Origin of the sequence: Pseudomonas sp. URMO17WK12:I11 (assembly GCF_007677725.1) — a bacterium.
In the GTDB taxonomy this organism is placed as follows: domain Bacteria; phylum Pseudomonadota; class Gammaproteobacteria; order Pseudomonadales; family Pseudomonadaceae; genus Aquipseudomonas.
In genome coordinates this window covers 378,599-402,034 of sequence record NZ_VEDF01000005.1, presented here as the reverse complement: position 1 = coordinate 402,034, position 23,436 = coordinate 378,599, and the positions used below count along the sequence as shown (strand labels likewise).

Annotated in this window: 20 protein-coding genes; 9 read left to right on the top strand and 11 right to left on the bottom strand. The window is 62.9% G+C overall.

Annotated elements, in window-relative coordinates:
- Positions 1-2: 2 nt before the first annotated feature.
- The gene (ggt, locus tag FS665_RS12925) at positions 3-1,670 is read left to right on the top strand and encodes a gamma-glutamyltransferase (protein ID WP_145188662.1); all 1,668 of its coding nucleotides are present in this window, start codon (positions 3-5) and stop codon (positions 1,668-1,670) included.
- 70 nt (positions 1,671-1,740) lie between these two features.
- Here the strand turns inward: ggt and FS665_RS12920 are convergent, their stop codons facing one another.
- Together FS665_RS12920 and FS665_RS12915 are read right to left on the bottom strand one after the other, a co-directional pair.
- The gene (locus tag FS665_RS12920) at positions 1,741-3,660 is read right to left on the bottom strand and encodes a methyl-accepting chemotaxis protein (protein WP_145188660.1); all 1,920 of its coding nucleotides are present in this window, start codon (positions 3,658-3,660) and stop codon (positions 1,741-1,743) included.
- Between the two features lie 164 nt (positions 3,661-3,824).
- Positions 3,825-4,715, bottom strand: a complete 891-nt coding sequence (locus FS665_RS12915; protein ID WP_145188657.1) for a neutral zinc metallopeptidase — start codon at positions 4,713-4,715, stop codon at positions 3,825-3,827.
- Positions 4,716-4,901: 186 nt separating this feature from the next.
- Here FS665_RS12915 and pcaH point away from each other — a divergent pair, with 186 nt between their 5' ends.
- On the top strand, positions 4,902-5,621 hold the full coding sequence (gene pcaH / locus FS665_RS12910; protein ID WP_145188655.1) for a protocatechuate 3,4-dioxygenase subunit beta: 720 nt from the start codon (positions 4,902-4,904) through the stop codon (positions 5,619-5,621).
- A 10-nt stretch (positions 5,622-5,631) separates the two neighbouring features.
- Positions 5,632-6,237: a protocatechuate 3,4-dioxygenase subunit alpha gene (gene pcaG, locus FS665_RS12905; RefSeq protein ID WP_145188652.1), complete on the top strand. Its 606-nt coding sequence runs from the start codon at positions 5,632-5,634 to the stop codon at positions 6,235-6,237.
- A 45-nt stretch (positions 6,238-6,282) separates the two neighbouring features.
- On the opposite strand, the gene trmA is transcribed toward pcaG, so the two are convergent.
- The 3 genes from trmA to FS665_RS12890 form a co-directional block, all read right to left on the bottom strand.
- On the bottom strand, positions 6,283-7,368 hold the full coding sequence (trmA, locus tag FS665_RS12900) for a tRNA (uridine(54)-C5)-methyltransferase TrmA (RefSeq protein WP_145188649.1): 1,086 nt from the start codon (positions 7,366-7,368) through the stop codon (positions 6,283-6,285).
- Positions 7,365-8,660, bottom strand: a complete 1,296-nt coding sequence (locus tag FS665_RS12895) for an NCS2 family permease (protein WP_145188646.1) — start codon at positions 8,658-8,660, stop codon at positions 7,365-7,367. Before FS665_RS12895 ends, trmA begins: the two co-directional genes overlap by 4 nt.
- Before the next feature lie 168 nt (positions 8,661-8,828).
- Positions 8,829-10,049, bottom strand: coding sequence for an MFS transporter (locus FS665_RS12890; RefSeq protein WP_145188643.1), 1,221 nt, complete (start codon positions 10,047-10,049; stop codon positions 8,829-8,831).
- 343 nt (positions 10,050-10,392) lie between these two features.
- Here FS665_RS12890 and FS665_RS12885 point away from each other — a divergent pair, with 343 nt between their 5' ends.
- The 3 genes from FS665_RS12885 to FS665_RS12875 are packed head-to-tail and all read left to right on the top strand — an operon-like array spanning position 10,393 to position 13,005.
- On the top strand, positions 10,393-11,829 hold the full coding sequence (locus FS665_RS12885; RefSeq protein WP_145188641.1) for a cytochrome ubiquinol oxidase subunit I: 1,437 nt from the start codon (positions 10,393-10,395) through the stop codon (positions 11,827-11,829).
- Positions 11,830-11,832: 3 nt separating this feature from the next.
- A complete protein-coding gene (gene cydB, locus FS665_RS12880; protein WP_145188638.1) occupies positions 11,833-12,840 on the top strand; it encodes a cytochrome d ubiquinol oxidase subunit II in 1,008 nt (335 codons plus the stop codon).
- 12 nt (positions 12,841-12,852) lie between these two features.
- On the top strand, positions 12,853-13,005 hold the full coding sequence (locus FS665_RS12875; protein ID WP_145188634.1) for a DUF2474 domain-containing protein: 153 nt from the start codon (positions 12,853-12,855) through the stop codon (positions 13,003-13,005).
- A 42-nt stretch (positions 13,006-13,047) separates the two neighbouring features.
- On the opposite strand, the gene FS665_RS12870 is transcribed toward FS665_RS12875, so the two are convergent.
- A complete protein-coding gene (locus FS665_RS12870) occupies positions 13,048-14,172 on the bottom strand; it encodes a methyltransferase (RefSeq protein WP_145188631.1) in 1,125 nt (374 codons plus the stop codon).
- 93 nt (positions 14,173-14,265) lie between these two features.
- Positions 14,266-14,976 (bottom strand): autoinducer binding domain-containing protein, encoded by a 711-nt coding sequence (locus FS665_RS12865; protein ID WP_145188628.1) that lies wholly within the window; start codon positions 14,974-14,976, stop codon positions 14,266-14,268.
- Between the two features lie 206 nt (positions 14,977-15,182).
- Here FS665_RS12865 and FS665_RS12860 point away from each other — a divergent pair, with 206 nt between their 5' ends.
- On the top strand, positions 15,183-15,959 hold the full coding sequence (locus FS665_RS12860) for a ferredoxin--NADP reductase (protein WP_145188626.1): 777 nt from the start codon (positions 15,183-15,185) through the stop codon (positions 15,957-15,959).
- Positions 15,960-16,027: 68 nt separating this feature from the next.
- On the opposite strand, the gene mscL is transcribed toward FS665_RS12860, so the two are convergent.
- Positions 16,028-16,441 (bottom strand): large-conductance mechanosensitive channel protein MscL, encoded by a 414-nt coding sequence (gene mscL / locus FS665_RS12855; protein WP_145188623.1) that lies wholly within the window; start codon positions 16,439-16,441, stop codon positions 16,028-16,030.
- Positions 16,442-16,615: 174 nt separating this feature from the next.
- On the opposite strand from mscL, the gene radA reads away from it, so the two are divergent.
- Positions 16,616-17,983 (top strand): DNA repair protein RadA, encoded by a 1,368-nt coding sequence (gene radA / locus FS665_RS12850; RefSeq protein ID WP_145188620.1) that lies wholly within the window; start codon positions 16,616-16,618, stop codon positions 17,981-17,983.
- Between the two features lie 165 nt (positions 17,984-18,148).
- On the opposite strand, the gene FS665_RS12845 is transcribed toward radA, so the two are convergent.
- The 3 genes from FS665_RS12845 to FS665_RS12835 all read right to left on the bottom strand — a co-directional run bounded on the left by FS665_RS12845 (position 18,149) and on the right by FS665_RS12835 (position 21,138).
- On the bottom strand, positions 18,149-19,666 hold the full coding sequence (locus tag FS665_RS12845; RefSeq protein ID WP_145188617.1) for a nucleobase:cation symporter-2 family protein: 1,518 nt from the start codon (positions 19,664-19,666) through the stop codon (positions 18,149-18,151).
- Between the two features lie 262 nt (positions 19,667-19,928).
- The gene (locus FS665_RS12840) at positions 19,929-20,294 is read right to left on the bottom strand and encodes a PilZ domain-containing protein (protein ID WP_145188614.1); all 366 of its coding nucleotides are present in this window, start codon (positions 20,292-20,294) and stop codon (positions 19,929-19,931) included.
- Between the two features lie 67 nt (positions 20,295-20,361).
- Positions 20,362-21,138 (bottom strand): lytic polysaccharide monooxygenase, encoded by a 777-nt coding sequence (locus FS665_RS12835; RefSeq protein ID WP_145188610.1) that lies wholly within the window; start codon positions 21,136-21,138, stop codon positions 20,362-20,364.
- Positions 21,139-21,359: 221 nt separating this feature from the next.
- Between FS665_RS12835 and FS665_RS12830 the strand changes: the two genes are divergently transcribed.
- On the top strand, positions 21,360-23,426 hold the full coding sequence (locus tag FS665_RS12830; RefSeq protein ID WP_145188607.1) for a carbon starvation CstA family protein: 2,067 nt from the start codon (positions 21,360-21,362) through the stop codon (positions 23,424-23,426).
- The last annotated feature ends 10 nt before the right edge of the window (positions 23,427-23,436 follow it).

Sequence of the window (23,436 nt, the reverse complement as noted above, 5' to 3'; positions counted from 1 at the left end):
TCATGCGTATTGTCCCGTTTCAGTACCTGGCTCTGACAGCCGCGCTCCTGAGCTGTTCGTCGACCTTTGCCGCTACGCTCGAAGGCGGCGCGGTGGCTGCACCCGATCAATATGGTGCACAGGTAGCTGCCGATATCCTCAAAAAAGGCGGCAACGCGGTGGATGCTGCCGTGGCCACTGCCTTCACCCTGGCAGTGACCTATCCGGAAGCCGGCAACATCGGGGGTGGCGGCTTCATGACCTTGTTCGTCGACGGCAAGGCGTACTTCCTCGACTATCGTGAAGTGGCGCCTAAAGCGGCGACGCGCAACATGTACCTGGATGACAAAGGCGAGGTGATCGAAAACCTCAGCCTGGTGGGCGTGCGCGCAGCCGGGGTGCCCGGCACGGTGATGGGTATGTGGGAAGCGCACCAGAAGTTTGGCAAGCTGCCGTGGAGCGAACTGCTGACCCCTGCCATCGGCTACGCCAAAAACGGCTTCAAGGTTGCGGAAAAACAGTATCAATACCGCAACGACGCCCAGGGCCTGTTCAAGACCGCGACCAATTTCAACGACTACTTCGGCAGCATGAAAGTCGGCGAGCTGTTCAAGCAGCCTGAAATGGCGCAAACCCTCGAGCGCATCGCCGACAAAGGGGTCAGCGAGTTCTATCAGGGCAAGACTGCAGATCTGCTGGTGGCGCAAATGCAGGCCGATAATGGCCTGATCAGCAAGCAAGACCTCAAGGACTACAAGGCCGTGTGGCGCGAGCCGATGGCCCTGAGCTGGCGCGGTAATGTCGTCTACACCGCGCCACCGCCGAGCTCCGGCGGCGTGGCCCTGGCCCAGCTGCTGGGCATCAAGGAGGACCGCGCGGCCGATTTCAAAGGGGTGGCGCACAACTCAGCGCAGTACATCCACCTGCTGGCCGAGATCGAGAAGCGCGTGTTCGCCGACCGCGCCGACTACCTGGGTGACCCGGCCTTCACCAAAGTGCCGGTCGATCAACTGGTGGCCAAGGATTACCTGGCCAAGCGCGCCGCCCAGGTCGACCCCAAGGCGATTTCCGCGACCGACCAGGTCAAGCCCGGCCTGGAGCCGCATCAGACCACCCACTTCTCGATCGTCGACAAGCAAGGCAATGCGGTCAGCAACACCTACACCCTCAACCTCGACTACGGCAGTGGCGTGGTGGTCAAGGGCGCAGGCTTCCTGCTCAACGACGAAATGGATGATTTCAGCGCCAAGCCCGGTGCAGCCAATGCCTTTGGCGTGGTCGGCGGCGACGCCAACGCCATCGAGCCGGGCAAGCGCATGCTGTCGTCGATGAGCCCTAGCCTGATGACCCGCGATGGCAAGGTCGAGCTGGTGATCGGCACTCCAGGCGGTTCGCGGATCTTCACCTCGATCTTCCAGGTGATGAACAACCTTTATGACTACGACATGCCGCTGGAGAAAGCTGTGGCGGCGCAGCGTGTGCACCACCAGCTGCTGCCCAAGGACACCATTTATTACGACAGCTACGCGCCGTTGACCGGGCCTGCGGCCGATGAGCTGAAGAAAATGGGCTATGTGCTGGAGGATCAAGGCTGGGAGATGGGCGACATTCAGGCGATTCGCATCGACGGCGCCAAGGTCGAAACCGCGTCCGATCCGCGCGGGCGTGGGGTAGGGATGATCGTCAAATAAGCGGGGGGCAAAGGCGCCCCTGTGGCAAGCCTGAGCGATCGTATCGCCAGGCTCGCCACAGGTGCTCAGATCAGACGCGGAACTGGCTGACCAGCATCTGCAGCTGACCACCCAGGCGCGCCAGCTCGACGCTGGAGGCGGCGGTTTCGTCGCTCGCCGCAGCGGTTTGCTCCGACACGTCGCGAACATTCAGAATGCTGCGGCTGATCTCCTCAGCCACTGCGCTCTGCTGCTCGGCCGCCGCTGCAATCTGCTGGTTCATCGACTGGATGCTCGACACCGTGCTGGTGATGTTCTCGAGCGAACTGCCGGCCTTGCGCGCCAGCTCGACACTGCTGTCGGTCAGCGTGCGGCTGCCTTGCATGGCATTGGCTACCTGCTGGGTGCCATGCTGCAGACTGGCCACCAGCTCTTCGATCTCTTCGGTGGATTTCTGCGTGCGTTGGGCCAGGCCGCGCACTTCGTCGGCGACTACCGCGAAGCCGCGCCCGGCCTCGCCGGCGCGGGCCGCTTCAATGGCGGCGTTGAGTGCCAGCAGGTTGGTCTGCTCGGCCACCGACTTGATCACATCCATGACGCTGCCGATCTTCTGGCTTTCCTGCTGCAACAGGTTCATGGCTTCGGTGGAGCGATGCACTTCACCGGCCAGGCGCTCGATCTGGCTGATCGCCTCGGCGACCACCCGATCACCGGCCCGTGCTTCATCATCGGCACCGGTAGCGGCATGCGAAGCCTGCTCGGCGTTACGCGCCACCTCTTGAACGGTGGCAGCCATTTCATGCATGGCGGTGGCCACCTGGTCGGTCTCGACCTTCTGGCTGTTGGCGCCGGCGCTGGTCTGCTCGGTGACCGCCGACAGTTCTTCGGCGGCGCTGGCGATCTGGGTGACGCCATCGCGGATGCCGGCGATCAGTTCGCGCAGGGTCGTGCCCATGCGCGCGATGCCTTGTTGCAACACGCCGATCTCGTCACGGCGGGTAACGCGCAGCTCGTGAGTCAGGTCGCCACCGGCGATGCGTTCCACCGATTGCAGGGTGTCGCGCAGGGGCAGGGTGATCTGGCGGGTGATGACCACGGCGGCGATGACCCCGGCCAGCAGCGCCAGCAACGTGGCAATCATCTGCAGGCTGCGCGCTTCGCTGCTTTCGGCGTCGCGGCGTTCGATCTGGATCTTGTACAGGGCATCGCTGCGCTTGACGATGTCGGCGCCTTCGACCGTCATCTCGGCGCGCGCCACGGCAATCTCGGCGACGGCATCGCGGAACTGGCGCACGGCATCGCGGTAGCCGAGCACGGCTTGCTCGAACTGCTGCACGCGTGCGGCTTCGGCGGGCAACTGGCCCTTGAGCTTGTCGATGTCGGCCAGCGAGCCTTCGAGCTGACGCAAGGCGGCCTGTTCATTGCTGGCGCTGTTGTCGGCAATGTAGCCGCGCACATCGACGCGCACTTGCAACAGACGTTGGCGCGCCTGGCTGGTCAATTGGTACTGAGCCAGGCGCACGCTGTCGGACTCGGGTCGCGACATGACGTCACGGCTGAGGGTTTCCAGGGCCTGATCGGCAGTGGCCGCGTGCACGTTCATGGCATCGCGGGCCGTCTGCGAGTGCTTGTAACCGGTGCGCATCTTGTCCAGCGAGACCTTGTACTCGCTGATGGTCTGGCCCAGTTCCTTGAGCAACGCAACGTTGGCGGGGCTGGTGAAGGTGGTTACCAGGTACTGCTGCTGCTTGCTGAAGGTGTCCAGCTTGGCCAGGGTGTTGGCGGCGGCGGCATCATCACCGTTGGCGATCATGTATTGCAGGCGCGCCACGCGCAGTTCGGTCAGGTCTTTATTGAGCTGGCCGATATCGCCCATCCAGTTGCTGCGGTCGATGAGACTGCCCAGGCTGGTCCAGCCGGTGAGGGCCAACAGGCCGGTTAGAAACAGCACCAGGCCGAAGCCCAGACCGAGTTTGAGGTTGACGCTGATATTGGCAAACCAGCTGTTCATGCACGCACTCCAGAAAATTCATTCGCTCACTTGATCGTCGATCGCAGGGCGTTATTGTTCTGGGGCCCGCTGAATCGTGCAGGTGTTATCGGCACCCGGCACGGAAAGCTGAATCGCTTTTTCAGCTGATTTGTAACCCGGGCCGGCGACCGGCCCGGGATCGGTCAAAGGTTACGCGCGCTGAAGGTATCGCAGCTGTCGACTTCGCCATTGGCGAACCCGGCCTTGAACCAGCGAACCCGCTGCGCCGAGGTGCCGTGGGTGAACGAGTCGGGCACCACGCGGCCCTGACCTTGCTGCTGCAGGCGATCGTCACCGATGGCATTGGCAGCGTTGAGCGCTTCTTCGACGTCGCCTGGCTCCAGCCAGTTGAGCCGCTGTTGCGCCTGATAGGCCCAGACCCCGGCCAGGCAGTCGGCTTGCAACTCCTGGCGCACCAGCAGACCGTTGTCGCCCTCCATGCGCTGGCCGCTGCGGCGCGCGGCATCGACCTTGGCCGAGACGCCCAGCAGGGTCTGCACATGGTGGCCGATTTCATGGGCGATGACGTAGGCCTGGGCGAAGTCGCCGGCTGCGGCGAAGCGCGTTTCCATTTCCCGGAAGAACGACATGTCCAGGTAAACCCGCTGGTCGGCTGGGCAATAGAACGGTCCCACTGCGGCAGTGGCGTAGCCGCAGGCTGAATTCACCTGGCCGCTGAACAGCACCAGCTTGGGGTCCCGGTACTGTTTGCCGGCCTGGGAAAACAGCGCCTTCCAGGTGTCTTCGGTATCGCCCAGCACCGAGGCGACGAACTGCGCCTGTTCGTCGTTGGCCGGCGGCGCCTTGCCGCCTGCACCCGCTGGTGCTGCCTGCTGCTGCTGGCCCATCTGCCCGGTGAGCTGGCCAAGAATCTGCAGCGGATCCTGGCCCGTCAGCCAGCCGATGCCGACGATCAGCAGGATCGCGCCCAGGCCGAGTCCTTTGCCACCGCCGAAACGCATGCCGCCACCGCCACCACCTGTACCGCGGGCATCGACGACATTGTCGCTGCGTCGACCTTTTCGCCATTCCATGAAAGCTCTCCACGCCGTGAAACATCGGGTTATAGATTAGATCAGCTCAGCCAAACTACTAATGCATAACCATTTGGTTATGTATTGGAGGCTGCTTTTCAGTATTCATTCCCTTTGGCCTGCCGGAAACTGCACGTCCGCCTGCCTTGCACAGGTGTTTCGACAATTCCAAGAGAGGAAACCGGCATGCCCGCCCAGGACAATAGCCGCTTCGTGATCCGTGATCGCAACTGGCACCCCAAGGCCTTGACTCCCGACTACAAGACCTCCGTGGCCCGCTCGCCGCGCCAGTCGCTGGTCAGCATCCCGCAGTCGATCAGCGAAACCACCGGCCCGGACTTTTCCCATCTGCGCTTCGGTGCGCACGACCACGACCTGCTGCTGAACTTCAATAATGGTGGCCTGCCCATCGGCGAGCGCATCATCGTCGCCGGCCGCGTTGTCGACCAGTACGGCAAACCGGTGGCCAATACCCTGGTGGAAATGTGGCAAGCCAACGCTGGCGGCCGCTATCGGCACAAGAACGACCGCTATCTGGCACCGTTGGACCCGAATTTCGGTGGCGTCGGGCGTTGCCTGACCGACCGCGACGGTCACTACAGCTTCCGCACCATCAAGCCCGGCCCGTACCCATGGCGCAACGGCCCCAACGACTGGCGCCCGGCGCATATCCACTTCGGCGTCAGTGGCCCGTCGATCGCCACCAAGCTGATCACCCAGCTGTATTTCGAAGGTGACCCGCTGATCCCGCTGTGCCCGATCGTCAAGTCGATCGCCAACCCGCAAGCGGTGCAGCAGCTGATCGCCAAGCTCGACATGAGCCACGCCAACCCCATGGACTGCCTGGCCTATCGCTTCGACATCGTACTGCGCGGCCAGCGCAAGACTCACTTCGAAAACTGCTGAGGAACCCGCCATGCCCATCGAACTGCTGCCGGAAACCCCTTCGCAGACTGCCGGCCCCTATGTGCACATCGGCCTGGCCTTGCAAGCGGCCGGCAACCCGACCCGCGACCAGGAAATCTGGAACTGCATGGCCAAGCCGCACGCCCCTGGCGAACACATCGTGCTGATCGGCCATGTCTATGACGGCAACGGCCACCTGGTGCGCGATTCATTCCTGGAGCTGTGGCAGGCCGACGCCAACGGCGAGTACCAGGATGCCTACGACCTGGAAAACCCTTTCAACAGCTTCGGTCGCACGGCGACCACGTTCGACGCCGGTGAATGGACCGTGCATACGGTCAAGCCTGGGGTGGTCAACAACGCGGCCGGCGTGCCGATGGCGCCGCACATCAACATCAGCCTGTTTGCCCGTGGCATCAACATCCACTTGCACACCCGGCTTTATTTCGACGATGAGGGCGAAGCCAACGCCAACTGCCCGGTGCTCAACCTGATCGAGCAACCGCAGCGCCGCCAGACCCTGGTCGCGACGCGCTGCGAGGTCGATGGCAAGACAGCCTATCGCTTCGATATCCGCATTCAGGGGGAAGGGGAGACGGTGTTCTTCGACTTCTGATGCAGCGCCGCTGGGGCCGCAGAGCGGCTCCAGCGGTCTGACCGGTCAGCGCCGAACCAGCAACACCCCACTCTCCATATGGTGGGTATACGGGAACTGGTCGAACAACGCGCAACGCTCGATGCGGTGCGTGTCGTGCAACTGGGCAATATTCGCCGCCAAAGTTTCCGGGTTGCACGAGATGTACAGGATTCGCTCGAAACGCCGGGTCAGTTCACAGGTATCCGGGTCCATGCCCGCGCGCGGCGGGTCGACGAACACCGTGCCGAAGTCGTAGCTTTTGAGGTCGATCCCTTCCAGGCGGCGGAACGGGCGCACGTCGTTGAGCGCCTGGGTCAGTTCCTCGGCCGACAGGCGCACCAGGCGCACGTTATCCACGCCGTTCTCGTCAAGGTTGCTCAGTGCAGCGTTGACCGAGGTCTTGCTGATCTCGGTAGCCAGCACCTGACGCGCTCGAGTGGCCAGCGGCAGGGTGAAGTTGCCGTTGCCGCAGTACAGCTCCAGCAGGTCGTCAGCACGCTCGCCCATGGCCTCGCACGCCCAGCTCAGCATCTTCTGGTTGACCGCGCCATTTGGCTGGGTAAACGCGCCTTCTGGCTGACGGTAGCTGAACACGCGCCCGGCCACGTCGAGTTTTTCCAGCGCGTAATCGCGGCCAATCACCAGACGTTTGCCTTTCGAGCGGCCGATCAGGCTGACCCCGAGATGCTCTGCCAGCTGTCGGGCTTCAACTTCCCAGGCCTCGTCCAGCGGGCGGTGATAGCACAGCGTGACCATGGCGTCGCCGGCCAGCGTGGTGAGGAACTCCACCTGGAACAGGCGATTGCTCAGCGCCTCGCTGGCCTGCCAGGCAGCCTTCAGGCGCGGCATCAGCTCATTGATGCGCTGGCTGGCGATGGGGAAGTCGTCGATCAGGATCGCCTTGTGCTTGTCGCCGGGGGCGAACATCGCGTAGTGACGCTGGCCGTCTTCGCGCCACAGGCGGAATTCGGCGCGCAGGCGGAAGTGTTCGCGCGGCGAATCGAAAACGGCCGGCTCCGGCGCGCCGAAGGGCGCCAGCAACTCGCGCAGGCGGGCGACTTTGCCCTCCAGCTGGGTGTCGTAGGTGCAAGGATCGAAGACGGCACTCATGCGTTGAACCAGCCCAGCTTGATGACGAACAGGATGGAAAGGATCACCAGCGCCGCGTTCAGGTCGCGGTGGCGCCCCGAAATCAGCTTGATGGCGGTCCAGGCGATGAAACCGAAGGCGATGCCGTTGGCGATCGAGTAGGTCAGCGGCATGGCCAGGGCGGTGACCACCACCGGCGCGGCCTCGGTCACGTCGTCCCAATTGATTTCAGCCAAGCCAGACGCCATCAGTACCGCCACGAACAGCAGCGCCGGGGCGGTGGCGAAGGCTGGCACACTGCCAGCCAAGGGGGCGAAGAACAACGCCAGCAGGAACAGCACGGCGACCACGATGGCGGTAAGGCCGGTACGGCCCCCGGCGCTGACGCCAGCGGCGGATTCAATGTAGCTGGTGGTGGTCGAGGTCCCCAGCAGCGAACCGGCCATCGCCGCGGTGCTGTCGGCGATCAGGGCGCGGCCCATCTTCGGCATGTGCCCGTCCTTGCCCATCAGCCCGGCGCGCTTGGCCACGCCGATCAAGGTCCCGGAGTTGTCGAACAGGTCGACGAACAGGAAGGCGAAGATCACGCTGACCAGGCCTACGTCCAGGGCACCCTTGATGTCCAGCTGCAGGAACGTCGGGGCCAGCGACGGTGGCAGCGATATCACCCCGCCAAACGGCGTCACGCCCATCAGGATCGAGGCCACGGTGACCACCAGGATACCGATCAGCACAGCGCCACGTACTTTCAACGCTTCCAGCCCGACGATCAGGAAGAAGCCCAGGGTGGCGAGGATCGGCGCAGGCTGCTTGAGATCGCCCAGGCCCACCAGGGTCGCTGGGTTATCGACGACGATACCGGCGTTGTGCAGGGCAATGAGCGCCAGGAACAGGCCGATACCGGCGGCGATCGCCGAGCGCAGCGGCAGCGGGATGCTGTTCACGATCCACTCGCGGATACGCAGGATCGACAGCAGGAAGAACATCACTGCCGAGAGGAACACCGCGCCCAGCGCCACCTGCCAGGTGTGCCCCATGTGCAGCACCACGGTGTAGGTGAAGAACGCGTTCAAGCCCATGCCCGGAGCCAGGGCGATCGGGTAGTTGGCGATCAGGCCCATGGTTGCCGAACCAATGGCGGCAGCCAGGCAGGTGGCGACGAACAACGCCCCTTTGTCCATGCCCGTCTCGCCGAGGATGCTCGGGTTGACAAAAAGGATGTAGGCCATGGCCAGGAAGGTAGTGACGCCCGCCAGAATCTCGGTGCGCACGTTGGTGTTGTGTGCTTTCAGTTGAAACAGCCTGTCCAGCATGCCCGCTCCCCAAGACGCCCTCGCGCCATGAATGTATCGACCCCATCAGCAAAGCACAGACCACAGCGGTTGCCGTGCTTTTGTAGGAGGCTCAAAAAAGCCGCGCATCATACCAGTATGCTCGGCAAGGGCCTATGGCCGTTCGGGAAAGCCTCGCACTGGAGCGCATCAGCCCTCGTGCAAGCGGTCGCGCCGGGCCAGGGTCGGGAACAGTTTTATCCACACCCCGGTCACCAGCAAGGTGCCGACGCCGCCCATGACCACCGCCGGTACGGTGCCGAACCAGTGCGCCGTCAGCCCCGACTCGAACTCGCCAAGCTGGTTCGAAGCGCCGATGAACAAGCCATTGACGGCGCTGACCCGACCGCGCATTGCGTCCGGCGTCTCCAATTGCACGAACGAGCTGCGAATCACCATGCTGATCATGTCGGCTGCACCCAGCACCACCAGCACCGCCAACGAGAACCAGAATGACGTCGACAGGCCGAAGGCGATGGTCGCCACGCCGAACACGCCGACCGCCGTGAACATGGTGCGCCCGACCTTGCGCTCGAACGGGAAACGCGCCAGCCACAGCGACATCAGCAGTGCGCCCACCGCTGGCGCCGAGCGCAGCAGCCCCAGGCCCATCGGACCGGTCAACAGAATGTCCTTGGCGAATACCGGCAATAGCGCCGTGGCGCCGCCGAGCAGCACGGCGAACAGGTCCAGTGAGATGGCGCCGAGGATGTCCGGGCGGCTGCGGATGAAGCGAATGCCCGCCAGCAATGACTCGAGACTGGCGCGGCCGCGCTGGGCGACCTGGCCGCGGGCTTGCAGGCTGAGGGTCAGCAGGCAGGCGATGGCGTACAGGGCGACGGTCGGGCCGTACACCCAGATGCTGCCGAAGGCATAGAGGAAACCGCCAACCGCCGGGGCGACGATGGTCGCCGATTGGGTGGCCGAGGCCGAGGCCGCGACCGCCCGCGGGAATAGCCCCGGTGGCACCACGTTGGGCAGCAGCGCCTGGGTCGCCGGCATTTCGAACGAACGCGTGGCGCCGAGCAGGAAGGCCAATGCGAAGATCAGTTCGCGGCTGACGTTGTCAGTGGCACTGCCCAAGGCCAAGGCCAAGGCGATCAGCCCCTGCAGCGTTTGACACAACGCCGCCACCTTGCGCCGGTCGTAGCGATCGGCGACGTGCCCGGTGTGCAGCATGAACAGCACCCGTGGGGCGAATTCGACCAGCCCGACCAGGCCCAGGTCGAGGACATTGCCAGTGAGCTGGTAAAGGTGCCAGCCAATCGCCACGGTGAGCATCTGAAAGCCGCTGGCGGTGAATACCCGGGCCAGCCAGAAGGCCATGAACGGGCGGTGGTGACGCAGCAACTGCGGTGCGGAATCGGGCATCGGCGACCTGCGGGCTCAGCGCGGTGGGGGCCGGGCAGCGTATCATCTGTTTGTAACAAGCGGTTACTGTTTGCCCTGATCGGCACGTTCCTGGTGCGCTTGGAAGAGGGTGGGGCAACCGGTCACGCGGCAAACAACCACACGGCCCTGCAGGCTATTCAGGACTATGCTTTGAGCAGTCGTTGATCTGGATCAATCGTTGCAGATTCAACGAAAGGGCCCCTTGGCCGAAATCCCTGCGATTCAACAGAACAATTCCAACGTGCCGCACTCGACACATCGTGGGGGCAGTGGGCGACGGAGCCACGCGCCCGGACGCCGAATTATCTGAAGAGGAAGCACCATGTTCGGAATAGAGGCCTTAGAGCTCGCCCGAATGCAGTTCGCCTTTACCGTGTCGTTCCACATTCTTTTCCCGGCCATCACCATTGGACTGGCGAGCTACCTGGCGGTGCTCGAAGGCCTGTGGTTGCGCACCGACAACCGTGTTTACCGCGATCTCTACCATTTCTGGTCGAAGATCTTTGCCGTCAACTTCGGCATGGGCGTGGTCTCGGGCTTGGTCATGGCCTACCAGTTCGGCACCAACTGGAGTCGGTTTTCGGAATTCGCAGGGTCGGTCACAGGTCCCCTGCTGACCTACGAGGTGCTCACGGCATTCTTCCTCGAAGCAGGCTTCCTCGGCGTCATGCTGTTCGGCTGGAACCGGGTCGGGCGCGGGCTGCACTTCTTCTCGACCTGCATGGTGGCGCTGGGCACCTTGGTGTCGACCTTCTGGATCCTGGCCTCCAACAGCTGGATGCATACGCCCCAGGGCCACGCGATCATCGATGGCCGGGTAGTGCCGGTGGACTGGCTGGCGATCATCTTCAACCCCTCTTTCCCCTTCCGTCTGGCGCACATGGCCACTGCAGCCTTCGTCGCCACCGCGTTCTTCGTCGGTGCCTCGGCGGCCTGGCACCTGCTGCGTGGCCGAGACAATCCTGCCGTGCGCAAGATGCTCTCGATGGCCATGTGGATGGCGCTGATCGTCGCCCCGGTGCAGGCGGTGATCGGCGATTTCCACGGCTTGAACACGCTCAAGCATCAGCCAGTCAAGATCGCCGCCATCGAAGGCCATTGGGAAAATGAGCCGGGCGAGCCGACGCCGTTGATTCTGTTCGGTATCCCCGACATGAAGGCTGAAACCACGCGCTTCAAGATCGAGATCCCGGTGCTCGGTAGCCTCATCCTGACCCACAGCCTGGACAAGCAGGTCCCGGCCATGAAGGAATTCGCGGCTGAAGACCGGCCCAACTCGACAATCATCTTCTGGTCATTCCGTATCATGGTCGCCATGGGCCTGCTGATGATCGCGGCGGGGCTGTGGAGCCTGCTGCTGCGCAAGGGCGGCAAGCTGTACAGCTCTCGGCCGTTCCTGCATTTCGTGCTGTGGATGGGGCCGTCGGGCCTGCTGGCGATCCTCGCCGGCTGGATCACCACCGAGGTCGGGCGTCAGCCCTGGGTGGTGTACGGCCTGATGCGCACGGCCGATGGCGTCTCCAACCACAGCTACAGCCAACTCGGCTTTACCCTGATCGCTTTCGTGGTGGTGTACTTCGCCCTGTTCGGCACCGGTTTCGCCTACATGATGCGGCTGGTCCGCAAAGGCCCGCATACCGGTGAAGGCGATGCTCCGCGCCCGGGTGGCCCGGGTCAGAAACGCACGCCGGCGCGGCCGTTGTCGGCCGCCGACGAGCACAGCGACGGCACCTCCGCCAACCTGCACGAGGGGAACTGAGCCATGGGTATCGACCTTCCGCTGATCTGGGCCGTGATCATCATCTTCGGCATCATGATGTACGTGGTGATGGACGGCTTCGACCTGGGCATCGGCATGCTCTTTCCCTTCGTCAAGCACGAGCATGACCGCGATGTGATGATGAACACCGTGGCGCCAGTCTGGGACGGCAACGAAACCTGGCTGGTGTTGGGCGGCGCCGGGCTGTTCGGGGCGTTCCCGATGGCCTATGCGGTGGTACTGGAGGCACTGTACCTGCCGCTGATCCTGATGCTGATCGGCTTGATCTTTCGCGGCGTGGCCTTCGAGTTTCGCTTCAAGGCCACCGACGAGAAACGTCACCTGTGGGACAAGGCGTTCATCGGTGGATCGCTGGTGGCGACATTCTTCCAGGGTGTGGCGCTGGGCGCCTTCCTGGAAGGCTTCAAGGTGGTCGATCGGCATTTTGCCGGTGGCACGCTCGACTGGCTGACACCGTTCAGCCTGTTCAGCGGCCTCGGCCTGATCGTCGCCTACAGCCTGCTGGGTTGCACCTGGCTGATCATGAAGACCGAAGGGCCGCTGCAGAAAAAGATGCATGACATCGCCCGACCATTGGCTTTGGTGCTGCTGGTAGTGATCGGCCTGGTCAGCCTGTGGACGCCGATCGCCTACCCGAACATCGCCGATCGCTGGTTCACCATGCCCAACCTGCTGTGGTTCATGCCCGTGCCGCTGCTGGTGTTGCTGACCTTCTATGGCTTGCTCAAGGCGGTGGCGCGCAACGCACACTACACGCCGTTCCTGCTGACGCTGGTGTTGATCTTCCTGGGCTACAGCGGCCTTGGCATCAGCCTATGGCCGAACATCATCCCGCCATCGATCTCGATCTGGGAGGCCGCGGCACCGGCGCAGAGCCAAGGCTTCATGCTGGTGGGCACGTTGATCATCCTGCCGTTCATCCTCATGTACACCTTCTGGAGCTACTACGTGTTCCGCGGCAAGGTGACCCATGAAGATGGCTATCACTAGGAGGCCATGAGCATGACGGGCAAGCAGGGTGTAGACGACAAGAAGCCGCTGTGGCAGCGCCTGGGCTGGCTGGTGCTGATCTGGGTGCTGAGCGTAGCGGCGCTGGGCGCTGCGGCCTGGGTGATGCGCCTGTTCATGGCCGCAGCGGGCTTGACCACGCATTGAACGGCGGCAACTTGGCCAGAGGGCGGCGTACTGCCGCCCCTGTCATTTGCGCGCCTTGAGGATCACGAACTTGGGCGTTGCCGCCACCTGCTCGACACCCCGGAACAGGCGCGCCAGTTTGCTGTGGTAGCCCAGGTGACGGTTGCCGACGATGTACAGCGCACCGCCCACCACCAGCGCCTCGCGCGCCTGCTGGAACATGCGCCAGGCGAGAAAGTCACCCACCACCTGCTGTTGGTGGAAGGGCGGGTTGCACAGCACCACGTCCAGCGATTGTTTCTCGAGCCCTGCCAGGCCATCGCCCGGTAGCACCGTGACCGGGCGCTCGGCGAAGGCCGCTCGCCAGTTTTCCTGTGCTGACTGTACCGCCATGTAGGACTCGTCTACCAGGGTGAAGTCGGCCTCGGGGTTGGCCATCGCGCAAGCGATCGCCAACACGCCGTTGCCGCAGCCAAGGTCGGCGACGCGTGCATCACCCAACCCTGTGGGCAAGTGCGGCAAGAAAGCGCGGGTGCCGATGTCGAGGCCCTCGCGGCAGAATACGTTGGCATGGTTGACCAGCTCGAGCGCCGGCGAGTCCAGGCGGTAATGGCTCGGATACGGGGAGTGGGCGGCAGCGCGCTCGGCCAGCGTGGCGGTCAACAGGCGGGCCTTTTTCTGCGCCAGTGACGCCTGCACCGGGCCGAGGTATTTGTCCATCAGGTCACCCGCTGCCCGTGGCAGGTGCTTGATCATGGCGGCGGCAATGACCTGGGCGCCCGGGGCCAGATGGCCTTGCAGACGGATCAGTTGCTCTTCGAGCAGCGCGAGGGTTTTCGGCACCCGCACCAGCACGCGGTCGAACGGCCCCTGCCATTGTTCGCTAGCGGGCACGAAGGGCACGCTGTCGAACGCCTGGCCATTGCGCGCCAGGTTTTTCTCCAGCGCCATGCGCGCCAGGTGCGAGTCACCGCTGCTGACCACGTGCACACGGCCGGCCAGGCTCGCCGCCAGGGCGCCGAAGCTGTCATTGAGCACCAGCACCCGGGTGTCGGCCGCCAGGCCCTGGGCGTGCAGGTGCTCGAGCAGGTAGTGATCAGCGGCATCGAAAGCCTGCAATGGGTCGTTGGCCTGTTCCGGCTGGCGGATCAGGTCGAGTTCGGCGAAGGGGGTGGTCAACAGGGGCATGGCGTCTGGCTCGGGTACGGATCTGCTAATGGCCAACCGCCACAAGCTTTGGTACGCGATTCTACAGGGCTTTGGCGAAGGTCGCAGGCCTGGCTACTGCTCGATCAGGCCACGCATCATGGCGATGGCGATGGCGCCGGCCTTGTTCGCAGCATTGGTCTTGGTGATGACGCTGCGGATATGGAAGTTGACCGTGCTCTGCGACAGCGACAGGATGCAGGCGACGTCTGCCGCGGTCTTGCCAGCCGCTGACCATTTGAGCACTTCGATTTCTCGCTCGCTCATCTTCATTGGTGTACTGAGCTTGGCCAGGTGGTACTCGCCGATGATCGCGTGCAGGGTATGGCACAACCACTGCACGGCGCCGGCCTTGTCGTACAGCTCGCCGATGCTCACCGGGTTCAATGGCCTGCTCACACTGATCTGGCTTTCATTGTGCTGGCGGTCATGCAATGACTGCGTCCAGCCGTGGCGCAGACCGTGGTTGCAGGCTTGCTCACGAAACTCGGGCATGTCGTGATAGAGCTCGTCGGTCCACAGGATGGGCATGGTCGAGTTCTGGCTGAGCAAGGCAGCGGCATCTTGCCGGTAGAAGTCGTCGCGCTGATAGCGCTCGATCCACTCAGCTGGATAGTTGCTATACAGATACAGGCGTGGGGACTGCGCTGCCAGCTGGATGCGAACCTTGAACCCAAGAAAATCCAGGTCCATGTCCTGCACCAGATGCACCGCCAGGTCGAACACCTTCTGCGGTGAGCTTTCGCTGATCAGCTGATGTAGATGCTCAAAGTTCCAATGAGTCATCTGCCATCCTCCCTGTCGTTATCGTCAATCCGTGTCGTGCCGGATGAGTGTAGGAAAAAGCTGACACTTTTGTTGGTCTTTTTTGCTATAGCGCTACAGTTTTTCCTGTGTAAAAAGCAACCGTTCGGCTGTCTCCCTACACTCCAGTGGTTTTTATCCCAAGCGCTTTGGGCGACACTGGGCGCCTGCTATCGATGGAGCCCCACATGAGTGCCAGTGCCGAAAAATTCACCCGCCAGACCTTGCTCGCCGTTGAGCCGCTGACCGCCAACCTGTTCAGCTTGCGGGTCAGCCGCGATCCTGGGTTTCGTTTCCGGGCGGGTCAGTTCGCGCGTCTGGGTGTGACCAAGGCCGATGGCAGTGTGGTCTGGCGGGCCTATTCGATGGTCAGCGCGCCGCACGACGAGTACCTCGATTTCTTTTCCATCGTGGTGCCGGGCGGGGAATTCACCAGCGAGCTGAGCCGGTTGGGTGAGGGCGACACGCTGATGATCGACCGTCAGGCATTCGGCTACCTCACCCTCGACCGCTTCGTTGGCGGGCGCGACCTGTGGCTGCTGGCCACCGGTACCGGTATCGCACCGTTCATGTCGATTCTGCAGGACTTCGAAGCGTGGGAGCGCTTCGATAACATCAAGCTGGTGTATTCGGTCCGGGAGGCCAGGGAGCTGGCCTACGTCGATGAGATCGCCGGTCTGCAACAGCGCGATTACCTGGCAGAATTCGCCGGCAAGTTGCAGTTCATCCCGGTCGTCACCCGCGAGCAACACCCTGGCGCCCTGAATGCGCGGATCACCACGTTGATCGAGAACGGCGAGCTGGAAAATGCGGCGGGACTGCCGTTCTCGCCCGAGCATTCGCGCATCATGCTGTGCGGCAACCCCGAGATGATCGACGAAACCCGCAAAGTCCTCAAAGCCCGTGATCTGCAACTGAGCTTGAGCAAACGCCCCGGCCAAGTCGCCGTCGAGAACTACTGGTAGCGGCAAACGGCAAGCTACAAGCGGGAGCAGCCTCAACGCCGCTCAGCTTGCAGCTTGCAGCTTGTAGCTCAGAGCTTGGTGTTCTGGGCTTTGAGGAGGTCGCGGATTTCGGTCAGCAGGGTTTCCTGAGGGGTTGGCACCGGCGGGGTGGTTGGCGCCTTGGCCTCTTCGCGCTTGAGACGGTTGATGGCTTTCACACCCATGAAGATGGCGAAGGCGATGATGATGAAGTCGATCACCGTCTGGATGAATTTGCCATACGCCAGCACCACGGCCGGTACGTCGCCCTGGGCCGCTTTCAAGGTGATCGCCAGGTCGCTGAAGTCCACACCGCCAATCAGCAGTCCCAGTGGCGGCATGACCACATCCCCGACGAACGAGGAGACGATCTTGCCGAAGGCCGCGCCGATGATGATACCGACCGCCATGTCGACGACATTTCCTTTGACCGCGAAGGCCTTGAACTCACTGATCATGCCCATGTTTGATTCCTTGTAACAAATGGTGAGGTTAACGCAGTGTAAGCCACAGAAAAGCTTCATGCGTTGGCGTCAGGGGTAGTGACTGCGGTTAGATCGAATAGTTTTGTCGCATCTGGGCGGGTTCGAGACACGTCTGTCTCAGCTATCATGGCGGTTTTTCCGGAGATCTTGCCGATGGCCAAAGCCAAGCGTCTGTATGGCTGCACCGAATGCGGCGCGACCTTCCCCAAGTGGGCCGGGCAGTGCGCCGATTGCGGCGCCTGGAACACCCTGGTCGAGACCACCATCGAAAGCGGCGGTGCCGCGCCTCCCAGCGGCCGCGCCGGCTGGACCGGGCAGCAAGCGCAGATCAAGACCCTCGCCGAAGTCAGCGTCGAAGAGATCCCACGTTTCTCGACCAGCAGCACCGAGCTCGATCGCGTGCTCGGCGGCGGTCTGGTCGACGGTTCGGTGGTGCTGATCGGCGGCGACCCCGGTATCGGCAAGTCAACCATCCTGCTGCAGACCCTGTGCAACATCGCCGTGGCCATGCCCGCGCTGTACGTCACCGGCGAGGAATCGCAGCAACAGGTGGCAATGCGCTCGCGGCGCCTGGGCCTGCCCCAGGACCAGCTCAAGGTGATGACCGAAACCTGCATCGAAACCATCATCGCCACCGCGCGGGTCGAAAAACCACGCGTGATGGTGATCGATTCGATCCAGACCATCTTCACCGAGCAGTTGCAATCGGCACCGGGTGGCGTCGCTCAAGTGCGCGAGAGCACCGCGTTGCTGGTGCGTTATGCCAAGCAAAGCGGGACGGCGATCTTCCTGGTCGGCCATGTCACCAAGGAAGGCTCGCTGGCAGGGCCTCGGGTGCTGGAGCACATGGTCGACACCGTGCTGTATTTCGAAGGCGAGTCCGACGGCCGCCTGCGTCTGCTCAGGGCGGTGAAGAACCGCTTCGGCGCGGTCAACGAGTTGGGCGTGTTCGGCATGACCGACCGTGGCCTGAAGGAAGTCTCCAACCCATCGGCGATCTTCCTCAACCGCACCCAGGAAGAAGTGCCCGGCAGCGTGGTCATGGCCACCTGGGAAGGCACCCGGCCGATGCTGGTGGAGGTGCAGGCGCTGGTCGATGACAGCCACCTGGCCAACCCACGACGGGTGACCTTGGGCCTGGACCAGAACCGCCTGGCCATGTTGCTGGCGGTGTTGCACCGCCATGGCGGCATTCCCACACACGATCAGGACGTGTTCCTCAACGTGGTGGGCGGCGTCAAGGTACTGGAAACCGCCTCGGACCTGGCGCTGCTGGCGGCGGTGATGTCGAGCCTGCGCAATCGGCCCTTGGCTCATGGCTTGCTGGTGTTCGGCGAGATCGGCCTGTCGGGTGAGGTGCGGCCAGTACCCAGCGGGCAGGAGCGGCTCAAGGAGGCGGCCAAGCACGGCTTCAAGCGCGCCATCGTACCCAAGGGCAACGCCCCCAAGGAACCCCCGGCAGGCTTGCAGGTGATCGCCGTGACCCGCTTGGAGCAGGCCCTGGACGCGTTGTTCGAGTAAGCCTTCGTCCCGTGCCCCCGGCCACGCTGCGCCCCCCCCGTAGGAGCGAGCACAGCTCGCGATGCGCCACGCGCGGCGCTCGATCCACCACCCCACCAGTGCCGCAACGAACAAAAAAAGGGCTGACGATGCGCGTCAGCCCCTTTCTTTTCTGCCCCTGTCCCCTCAGTGCTCGGCCACCGCAGTGCGCCTGAGCGCCTGGTTACCGTGCTCGTCCTGCTCCATCACCGGCACTTCGTTGCCATCGGCATCGAACAGCTTGCCATCTTTGAAGAAGTCGCCATCGCGCAGGCATGAGATGTCCGAGTACTGAATCGTCCGTTCGTAGGCGGCGGCGAACACGGACTGGTTCTCCGAGTTGCCGGTCTTGAAGTGGTTGAACAACAGGTTGAGCAGGATGGCCATGATCGCCGCCGAGCTGATGCCGGAGTGGAAAATGGTCTCGAACCAGTTCGGGAAGTGATGATAGAAGTTCGGTGCGGCGATCGGAATCATGCCAAAGCCCAGGGAAGCCGCCACGATGATCAGGTTGACGTTGTTCTTGTAGTTGACCTTGGACAGGGTCCGGATGCCGCTGGCGGCCACGGTGCCGAACAGCACGATGCCGGCACCGCCGAGCACTGGCGTGGGCACGGCGGCGATGACGCGGCCCATCACCGGCAGCAGCCCGAGCACCACCAGGATGACCCCGCCGGTGGCGACCACGTAGCGACTCTTGACCCCGGTCACCGCCACCAGGCCGACGTTCTGGGCAAAGGCGCTCTGGGTGAACGAGCCGAAGATCGGCGCCAGGATGCTCGATGCCATGTCGGCGCGCAGGCCATTGCCCAGGCGCTTGGAGTCGACCTTGGTATCGATGATCTCACCGACGGCCAGGATGTCGGCCGAGGTTTCCACCAGGGTCACCATGATCACGATGCACATCGACAGGATCGCGGCAATATGAAACTCCGGCATGCCGAAGTGGAAAGGGGTAGGGAAGGCAAACATCGGCCCTTCGCTGACCTTGCTGAAGTCGGTCATGCCCAATGCCCAGGCGATCAAGGTACCGACCACCATCGCCAACAGGATCGACAGGCGCGAGATGGTGGCGCTGCCCAGCTTGCTCAGCAGCAACACGATGGCGAAGGTCAGGGCGGCCAGGCCGATGTTGGCCATGCTGCCGAATTCCGGTGAAGCGCTGTTGCCACCCATCACCCAACGGGCAGCGACCGGCATCAAGGTCAGGCCGATGGTGGTGATGACGATACCGGTCACCAGCGGCGGGAAGAACTTGGTGATGCGCGAGAACACCGGGGTGATCAGCAAACCGATCAGCGAAGCCGCCATCACAGCGCCCAGTACACCCGGCAAGCCACCGCCGCCCTCGCTGCTCAGGATCGCGCCCATGGTCGCGACGCCGGCGAACGATACGCCCTGCACCAGCGGCAACTGGCAACCGAAGAACGGGATGCCCAAGGTTTGCAGCAAGGTCGCCAGGCCTCCGGCGAACAGCGAGGCTGCGATCAGCATGCCGATCTCGGCGCCGTTGAGGCCCGCCGCCTGACCCAGGATCAGCGGTACCGCGACGATCCCGCCATACATGGTCAGGACATGCTGCAGACCATAGGCCAGATTGGCACCAAGCCCAAGGTTTTCATCCTCGGGTCGCTTGGCCGGAGACGTGCTAGTGGACGTAGTCATGGAGCAGGCTCTCTGTTTATTGTTGTGGCGATACTGTAGACACTTAGCGCCAAGGAACGCCATCAGAATTGTATACAATATTTTGATCGAACCGCAGACACTTGCCCTTGCAAGCGGTGCTTGAAGGCAATGCAGATCGCGTACCAAGTGTTCACAGAAGCGCGGTAGGGGGTGTGTACAACACTGCACTACCCAGTGATAAAGCTGTCTGGGTAGACAGGAAACAGGGGTGGCCCGCTTGTTAGCTAGCTAAGAGATTGTATTATTCGATCAGTTCGCGCAGTTCACGCATCATTTCGGTGCTGTCGGCCACGTTCAATTCCACAAGACGGTGCAAGTGGCTCATGGACTCGACGTCGATATAGAGGCAGACGAAGCCCAGGCGCGCCGCTTCTTCATGCCGCAGTTCAACCTGCATCTGCACGCGCACGTCGCGGTCCAGGTGGACGATGGCGTCGAAATCCTGGGTCAGGTCGGCATCCCATGGCGAGGGACGTTCCACCAACAGGCCTTTGAGCGAGAGGTCGAGCAGCTTCACCGGCCAGCGGCGATCGCCTTGGCGCAGTTCGGCGGGAGCATCGAAGTCGATACGCTGAAAACGGCGGCGGTCGTCCGCAGAATTGGTCATGGCAGGCCCCTCGTCAGTTGCACTGACTATAGACCAGCCATGGCCATTTTTTTGCGCGCAGTATCGCCTATCGGCTGGCAACGATGTTCACATCGCTGCAGTTGTAGAAGCCTTCGCCGGCCGAGTCTTGCCGCTGCCAGCGGCTATAGATCACGCGACGACCCTCACTGTCTTTGAGATCTACATCCAGTTCGTAGTATCCGTTGATGGGTGAAACATCGCCAAATTCGCCCACCAGTTCCAGGTCATCCCAGTTCAAGGCGCGCACCTTCGGATCGTAATCGGGCTTGGAGACATAAATCTCCCAATAGCTTGGGTTGTGTGCGGCCTGGATCTTGTAACGCATCTTCACTTTGTTGTCGGCACCCTTGGCAAGGGTCTGAGCTTGCCAGTTCGCGGGAACATCCAGGCCGCTCTTGTCATTGGCCAGCACCAGAATGCGCGCCGAGCCAACCTCTTTGGCGGCAGACGCGCGCTCACTCGCGTCAACGCTGTTACCGGCGGAGCACAGTTGCCCATCGGGAATGGCCTTCTTCACTTCGTCGAGGTTCTTGTAGTCTTTGACGTTCTTCGACACTTCATGCCATTGATTGAACTGATAGACCGCCTGCTGTGCGTCATTGCCGAACTTCGTATACACGTGTTGATAGGCCGCTTTGCAGCCCTGGCTCTTGATCCCCGAACCATCAGGTGGCCAGTAGAAGTCTTGCGCCTGATAGCAGGCAAGCTGGCGAGCGATGGGCGTTTCCATCGCACCATGCCTGGGCTCGATGGGTGCGGCGGTGCCGTGCAGGGTGAATCCGGCCACCAGGCTTGCAAGTGCGCTTTGCAGGTAGAGGTTCATCGCAAAATCCCTTTAGTCATTGAAGAGCCATGACGATGGGATGAGGGGCAGATCCTTGCAACTGGCAGAAATGTCAGGTGCATACCCCTTTAGTTGTTCAATGCCGCTCTAGCGCGCGTGTTGGCGACACCGCAGCGATTGTAATTGGATATGGTAAAGCGCCCCGGCAGGCCCTAGACTCAAAGGGCTGTCTATTCCAACCACTTAGCTGGAAGCATGCCATGAACAACAATAACAGCCTGCTGCGCCACATTCCGTGGCTGGCGCTGGCAGTCATGGGCGCCTGCGCCCTGGGGGTCGTCGCCCTGCGGCGCGGCGAGGCGATCAATGCCTTGTGGATCGTGGTCGCGGCAGTGGCCATCTACCTGGTCGCCTACCGTTACTACAGCCTGTTCATCGCCACCAAGGTGATGCAACTGGACCCACGTCGAGCCACCCCTGCGGTACTCAACAACGACGGTCTGGACTATGTGCCGACCAACAAGCACATCCTCTTCGGTCACCATTTCGCCGCCATCGCCGGCGCCGGCCCGCTGGTCGGTCCGGTACTCGCTGCGCAGATGGGCTATCTGCCCGGCACGCTGTGGCTGATCGCCGGCGTGGTGCTGGCCGGCGCCGTGCAGGACTTCATGGTCCTGTTCCTGTCCACCCGCCGCAACGGTCGCTCCCTGGGTGACATGGTGCGCGAGGAAATGGGCCGCATCCCCGGGACCATCGCCCTGTTCGGCTGCTTCCTGATCATGATCATCATCCTCGCGGTGCTGGCGTTGATCGTGGTCAAGGCCCTGGCAGAAAGCCCGTGGGGCATGTTCACGGTGATGGCGACCATCCCGATCGCGATGTTCATGGGCATCTACATGCGCTACATCCGCCCAGGCCACATCGGCGAGATTTCGCTGATCGGCGTGGTATTGCTGCTGGCGTCCATCTGGCTGGGGGGCCAGATCGCCGCCGACCCGGTCTGGGGCCCGGCGTTCACCTTCACCGGCGTGCAGATCACCTGGATGCTGGTCGGCTACGGCTTCGTCGCCGCAGTGCTGCCGGTATGGCTGGTGCTGGCTCCGCGCGACTACCTGTCGACCTTCCTCAAGATAGGTACCATCATCGCCCTGGCGATCGGCATCCTGGTCACCATGCCGGAGCTGAAAATGCCGGCACTGACCCAGTTCACCGACGGCACCGGGCCGGTGTGGAAGGGCACCCTGTTCCCGTTCCTGTTCATCACCATCGCCTGCGGCGCGGTGTCTGGCTTCCATGCACTGATCTCCTCGGGCACCACGCCGAAGCTGCTCGACAACGAAACCAACGCCCGCTACATCGGCTACGGCGGCATGCTCATGGAATCGTTCGTGGCCATCATGGCCATGGTGGCCGCCTCGGTGATCGAGCCGGGCGTGTACTTCGCCATGAACAGCCCGGCCGCAGTGGTCGGCACCGACGCCGTCGCGGTGGCGCAGACCGTCAGCAGCTGGGGCTTCATGATCACCCCTGAGCAGCTTGAAGCGGTGGCCCGCGACATCGGCGAGCACACCATCCTGGCCCGTGCCGGCGGTGCGCCGACCCTGGCGGTGGGGATCGCGCAGATCCTCCACCAGGTCTTGCCGGGCGAGAACACCATGGCCTTCTGGTACCACTTCGCGATCCTGTTCGAGGCGCTGTTCATCCTCACCGCGGTGGACGCCGGTACCCGCGCCGGGCGTTTCATGCTGCAGGACCTGCTGGGCAGCTTCGTGCCGGCGCTCAAGCGTACCGAGTCGTGGACCGCCAACCTGATCGGCACCGCCGGTTGCGTGGCCTTGTGGGGCTACCTGCTGTACCAGGGCGTGATCGATCCGCTGGGCGGCATCAATACCCTGTGGCCGCTGTTCGGCATCTCCAACCAGATGCTGGCGGGCATCGCCTTGATGCTCGGCACCGTGGTGCTGATCAAGATGAAGCGCCAACGCTACATCTGGGTGACCCTGGTGCCAGCGGTGTGGCTGCTGATCTGCACCACCGCAGCGGGCCTGATCAAACTGTTCGATCCGAACCCGGCAGTCGGCTTCCTGGCCCTGGCCAACAAGTACAGCACCGCCCTCGATGCAGGCCAGGTACTGGCGCCGGCCAAGGACATTGGTCAGATGCAGCACGTGATCTACAACGCCTACACCAACGCCGGGCTGACCATCCTGTTCCTGCTGGTGGTGTTCAGTGTGCTGTTCTTCGCGATCAAAGTCGGCTATGCCGCCCTTGGCCGCAAGGAGCGCAGCGACAAGGAAACCCCGTTCCAGGCCTTGCCTGACGCATGAGAGGGCTGCA

Coding starts and splice junctions, on each gene's coding strand:
- pcaH (WP_145188655.1), top strand. CDS start 4,902: ATGCCCGCCCAGGACAATAGCCGCTTCGTGATCCGTGATCGCAACTGG.
- FS665_RS12870 (WP_145188631.1), bottom strand. CDS start 14,172: ATGCCCCTGTTGACCACCCCCTTCGCCGAACTCGACCTGATCCGCCAG.
- trmA (WP_145188649.1), bottom strand. CDS start 7,368: ATGAGTGCCGTCTTCGATCCTTGCACCTACGACACCCAGCTGGAGGGC.
- radA (WP_145188620.1), top strand. CDS start 16,616: ATGGCCAAAGCCAAGCGTCTGTATGGCTGCACCGAATGCGGCGCGACC.
- FS665_RS12845 (WP_145188617.1), bottom strand. CDS start 19,666: ATGACTACGTCCACTAGCACGTCTCCGGCCAAGCGACCCGAGGATGAA.
- FS665_RS12830 (WP_145188607.1), top strand. CDS start 21,360: ATGAACAACAATAACAGCCTGCTGCGCCACATTCCGTGGCTGGCGCTG.
- FS665_RS12885 (WP_145188641.1), top strand. CDS start 10,393: ATGTTCGGAATAGAGGCCTTAGAGCTCGCCCGAATGCAGTTCGCCTTT.
- FS665_RS12835 (WP_145188610.1), bottom strand. CDS start 21,138: ATGAACCTCTACCTGCAAAGCGCACTTGCAAGCCTGGTGGCCGGATTC.
- FS665_RS12840 (WP_145188614.1), bottom strand. CDS start 20,294: ATGACCAATTCTGCGGACGACCGCCGCCGTTTTCAGCGTATCGACTTC.
- cydB (WP_145188638.1), top strand. CDS start 11,833: ATGGGTATCGACCTTCCGCTGATCTGGGCCGTGATCATCATCTTCGGC.
- FS665_RS12920 (WP_145188660.1), bottom strand. CDS start 3,660: ATGAACAGCTGGTTTGCCAATATCAGCGTCAACCTCAAACTCGGTCTG.
- ggt (WP_145188662.1), top strand. CDS start 3: ATGCGTATTGTCCCGTTTCAGTACCTGGCTCTGACAGCCGCGCTCCTG.
- FS665_RS12875 (WP_145188634.1), top strand. CDS start 12,853: ATGACGGGCAAGCAGGGTGTAGACGACAAGAAGCCGCTGTGGCAGCGC.
- FS665_RS12860 (WP_145188626.1), top strand. CDS start 15,183: ATGAGTGCCAGTGCCGAAAAATTCACCCGCCAGACCTTGCTCGCCGTT.
- FS665_RS12890 (WP_145188643.1), bottom strand. CDS start 10,049: ATGCCCGATTCCGCACCGCAGTTGCTGCGTCACCACCGCCCGTTCATG.
- FS665_RS12915 (WP_145188657.1), bottom strand. CDS start 4,715: ATGGAATGGCGAAAAGGTCGACGCAGCGACAATGTCGTCGATGCCCGC.
- mscL (WP_145188623.1), bottom strand. CDS start 16,441: ATGGGCATGATCAGTGAGTTCAAGGCCTTCGCGGTCAAAGGAAATGTC.
- pcaG (WP_145188652.1), top strand. CDS start 5,632: ATGCCCATCGAACTGCTGCCGGAAACCCCTTCGCAGACTGCCGGCCCC.
- FS665_RS12895 (WP_145188646.1), bottom strand. CDS start 8,660: ATGCTGGACAGGCTGTTTCAACTGAAAGCACACAACACCAACGTGCGC.
- FS665_RS12865 (WP_145188628.1), bottom strand. CDS start 14,976: ATGACTCATTGGAACTTTGAGCATCTACATCAGCTGATCAGCGAAAGC.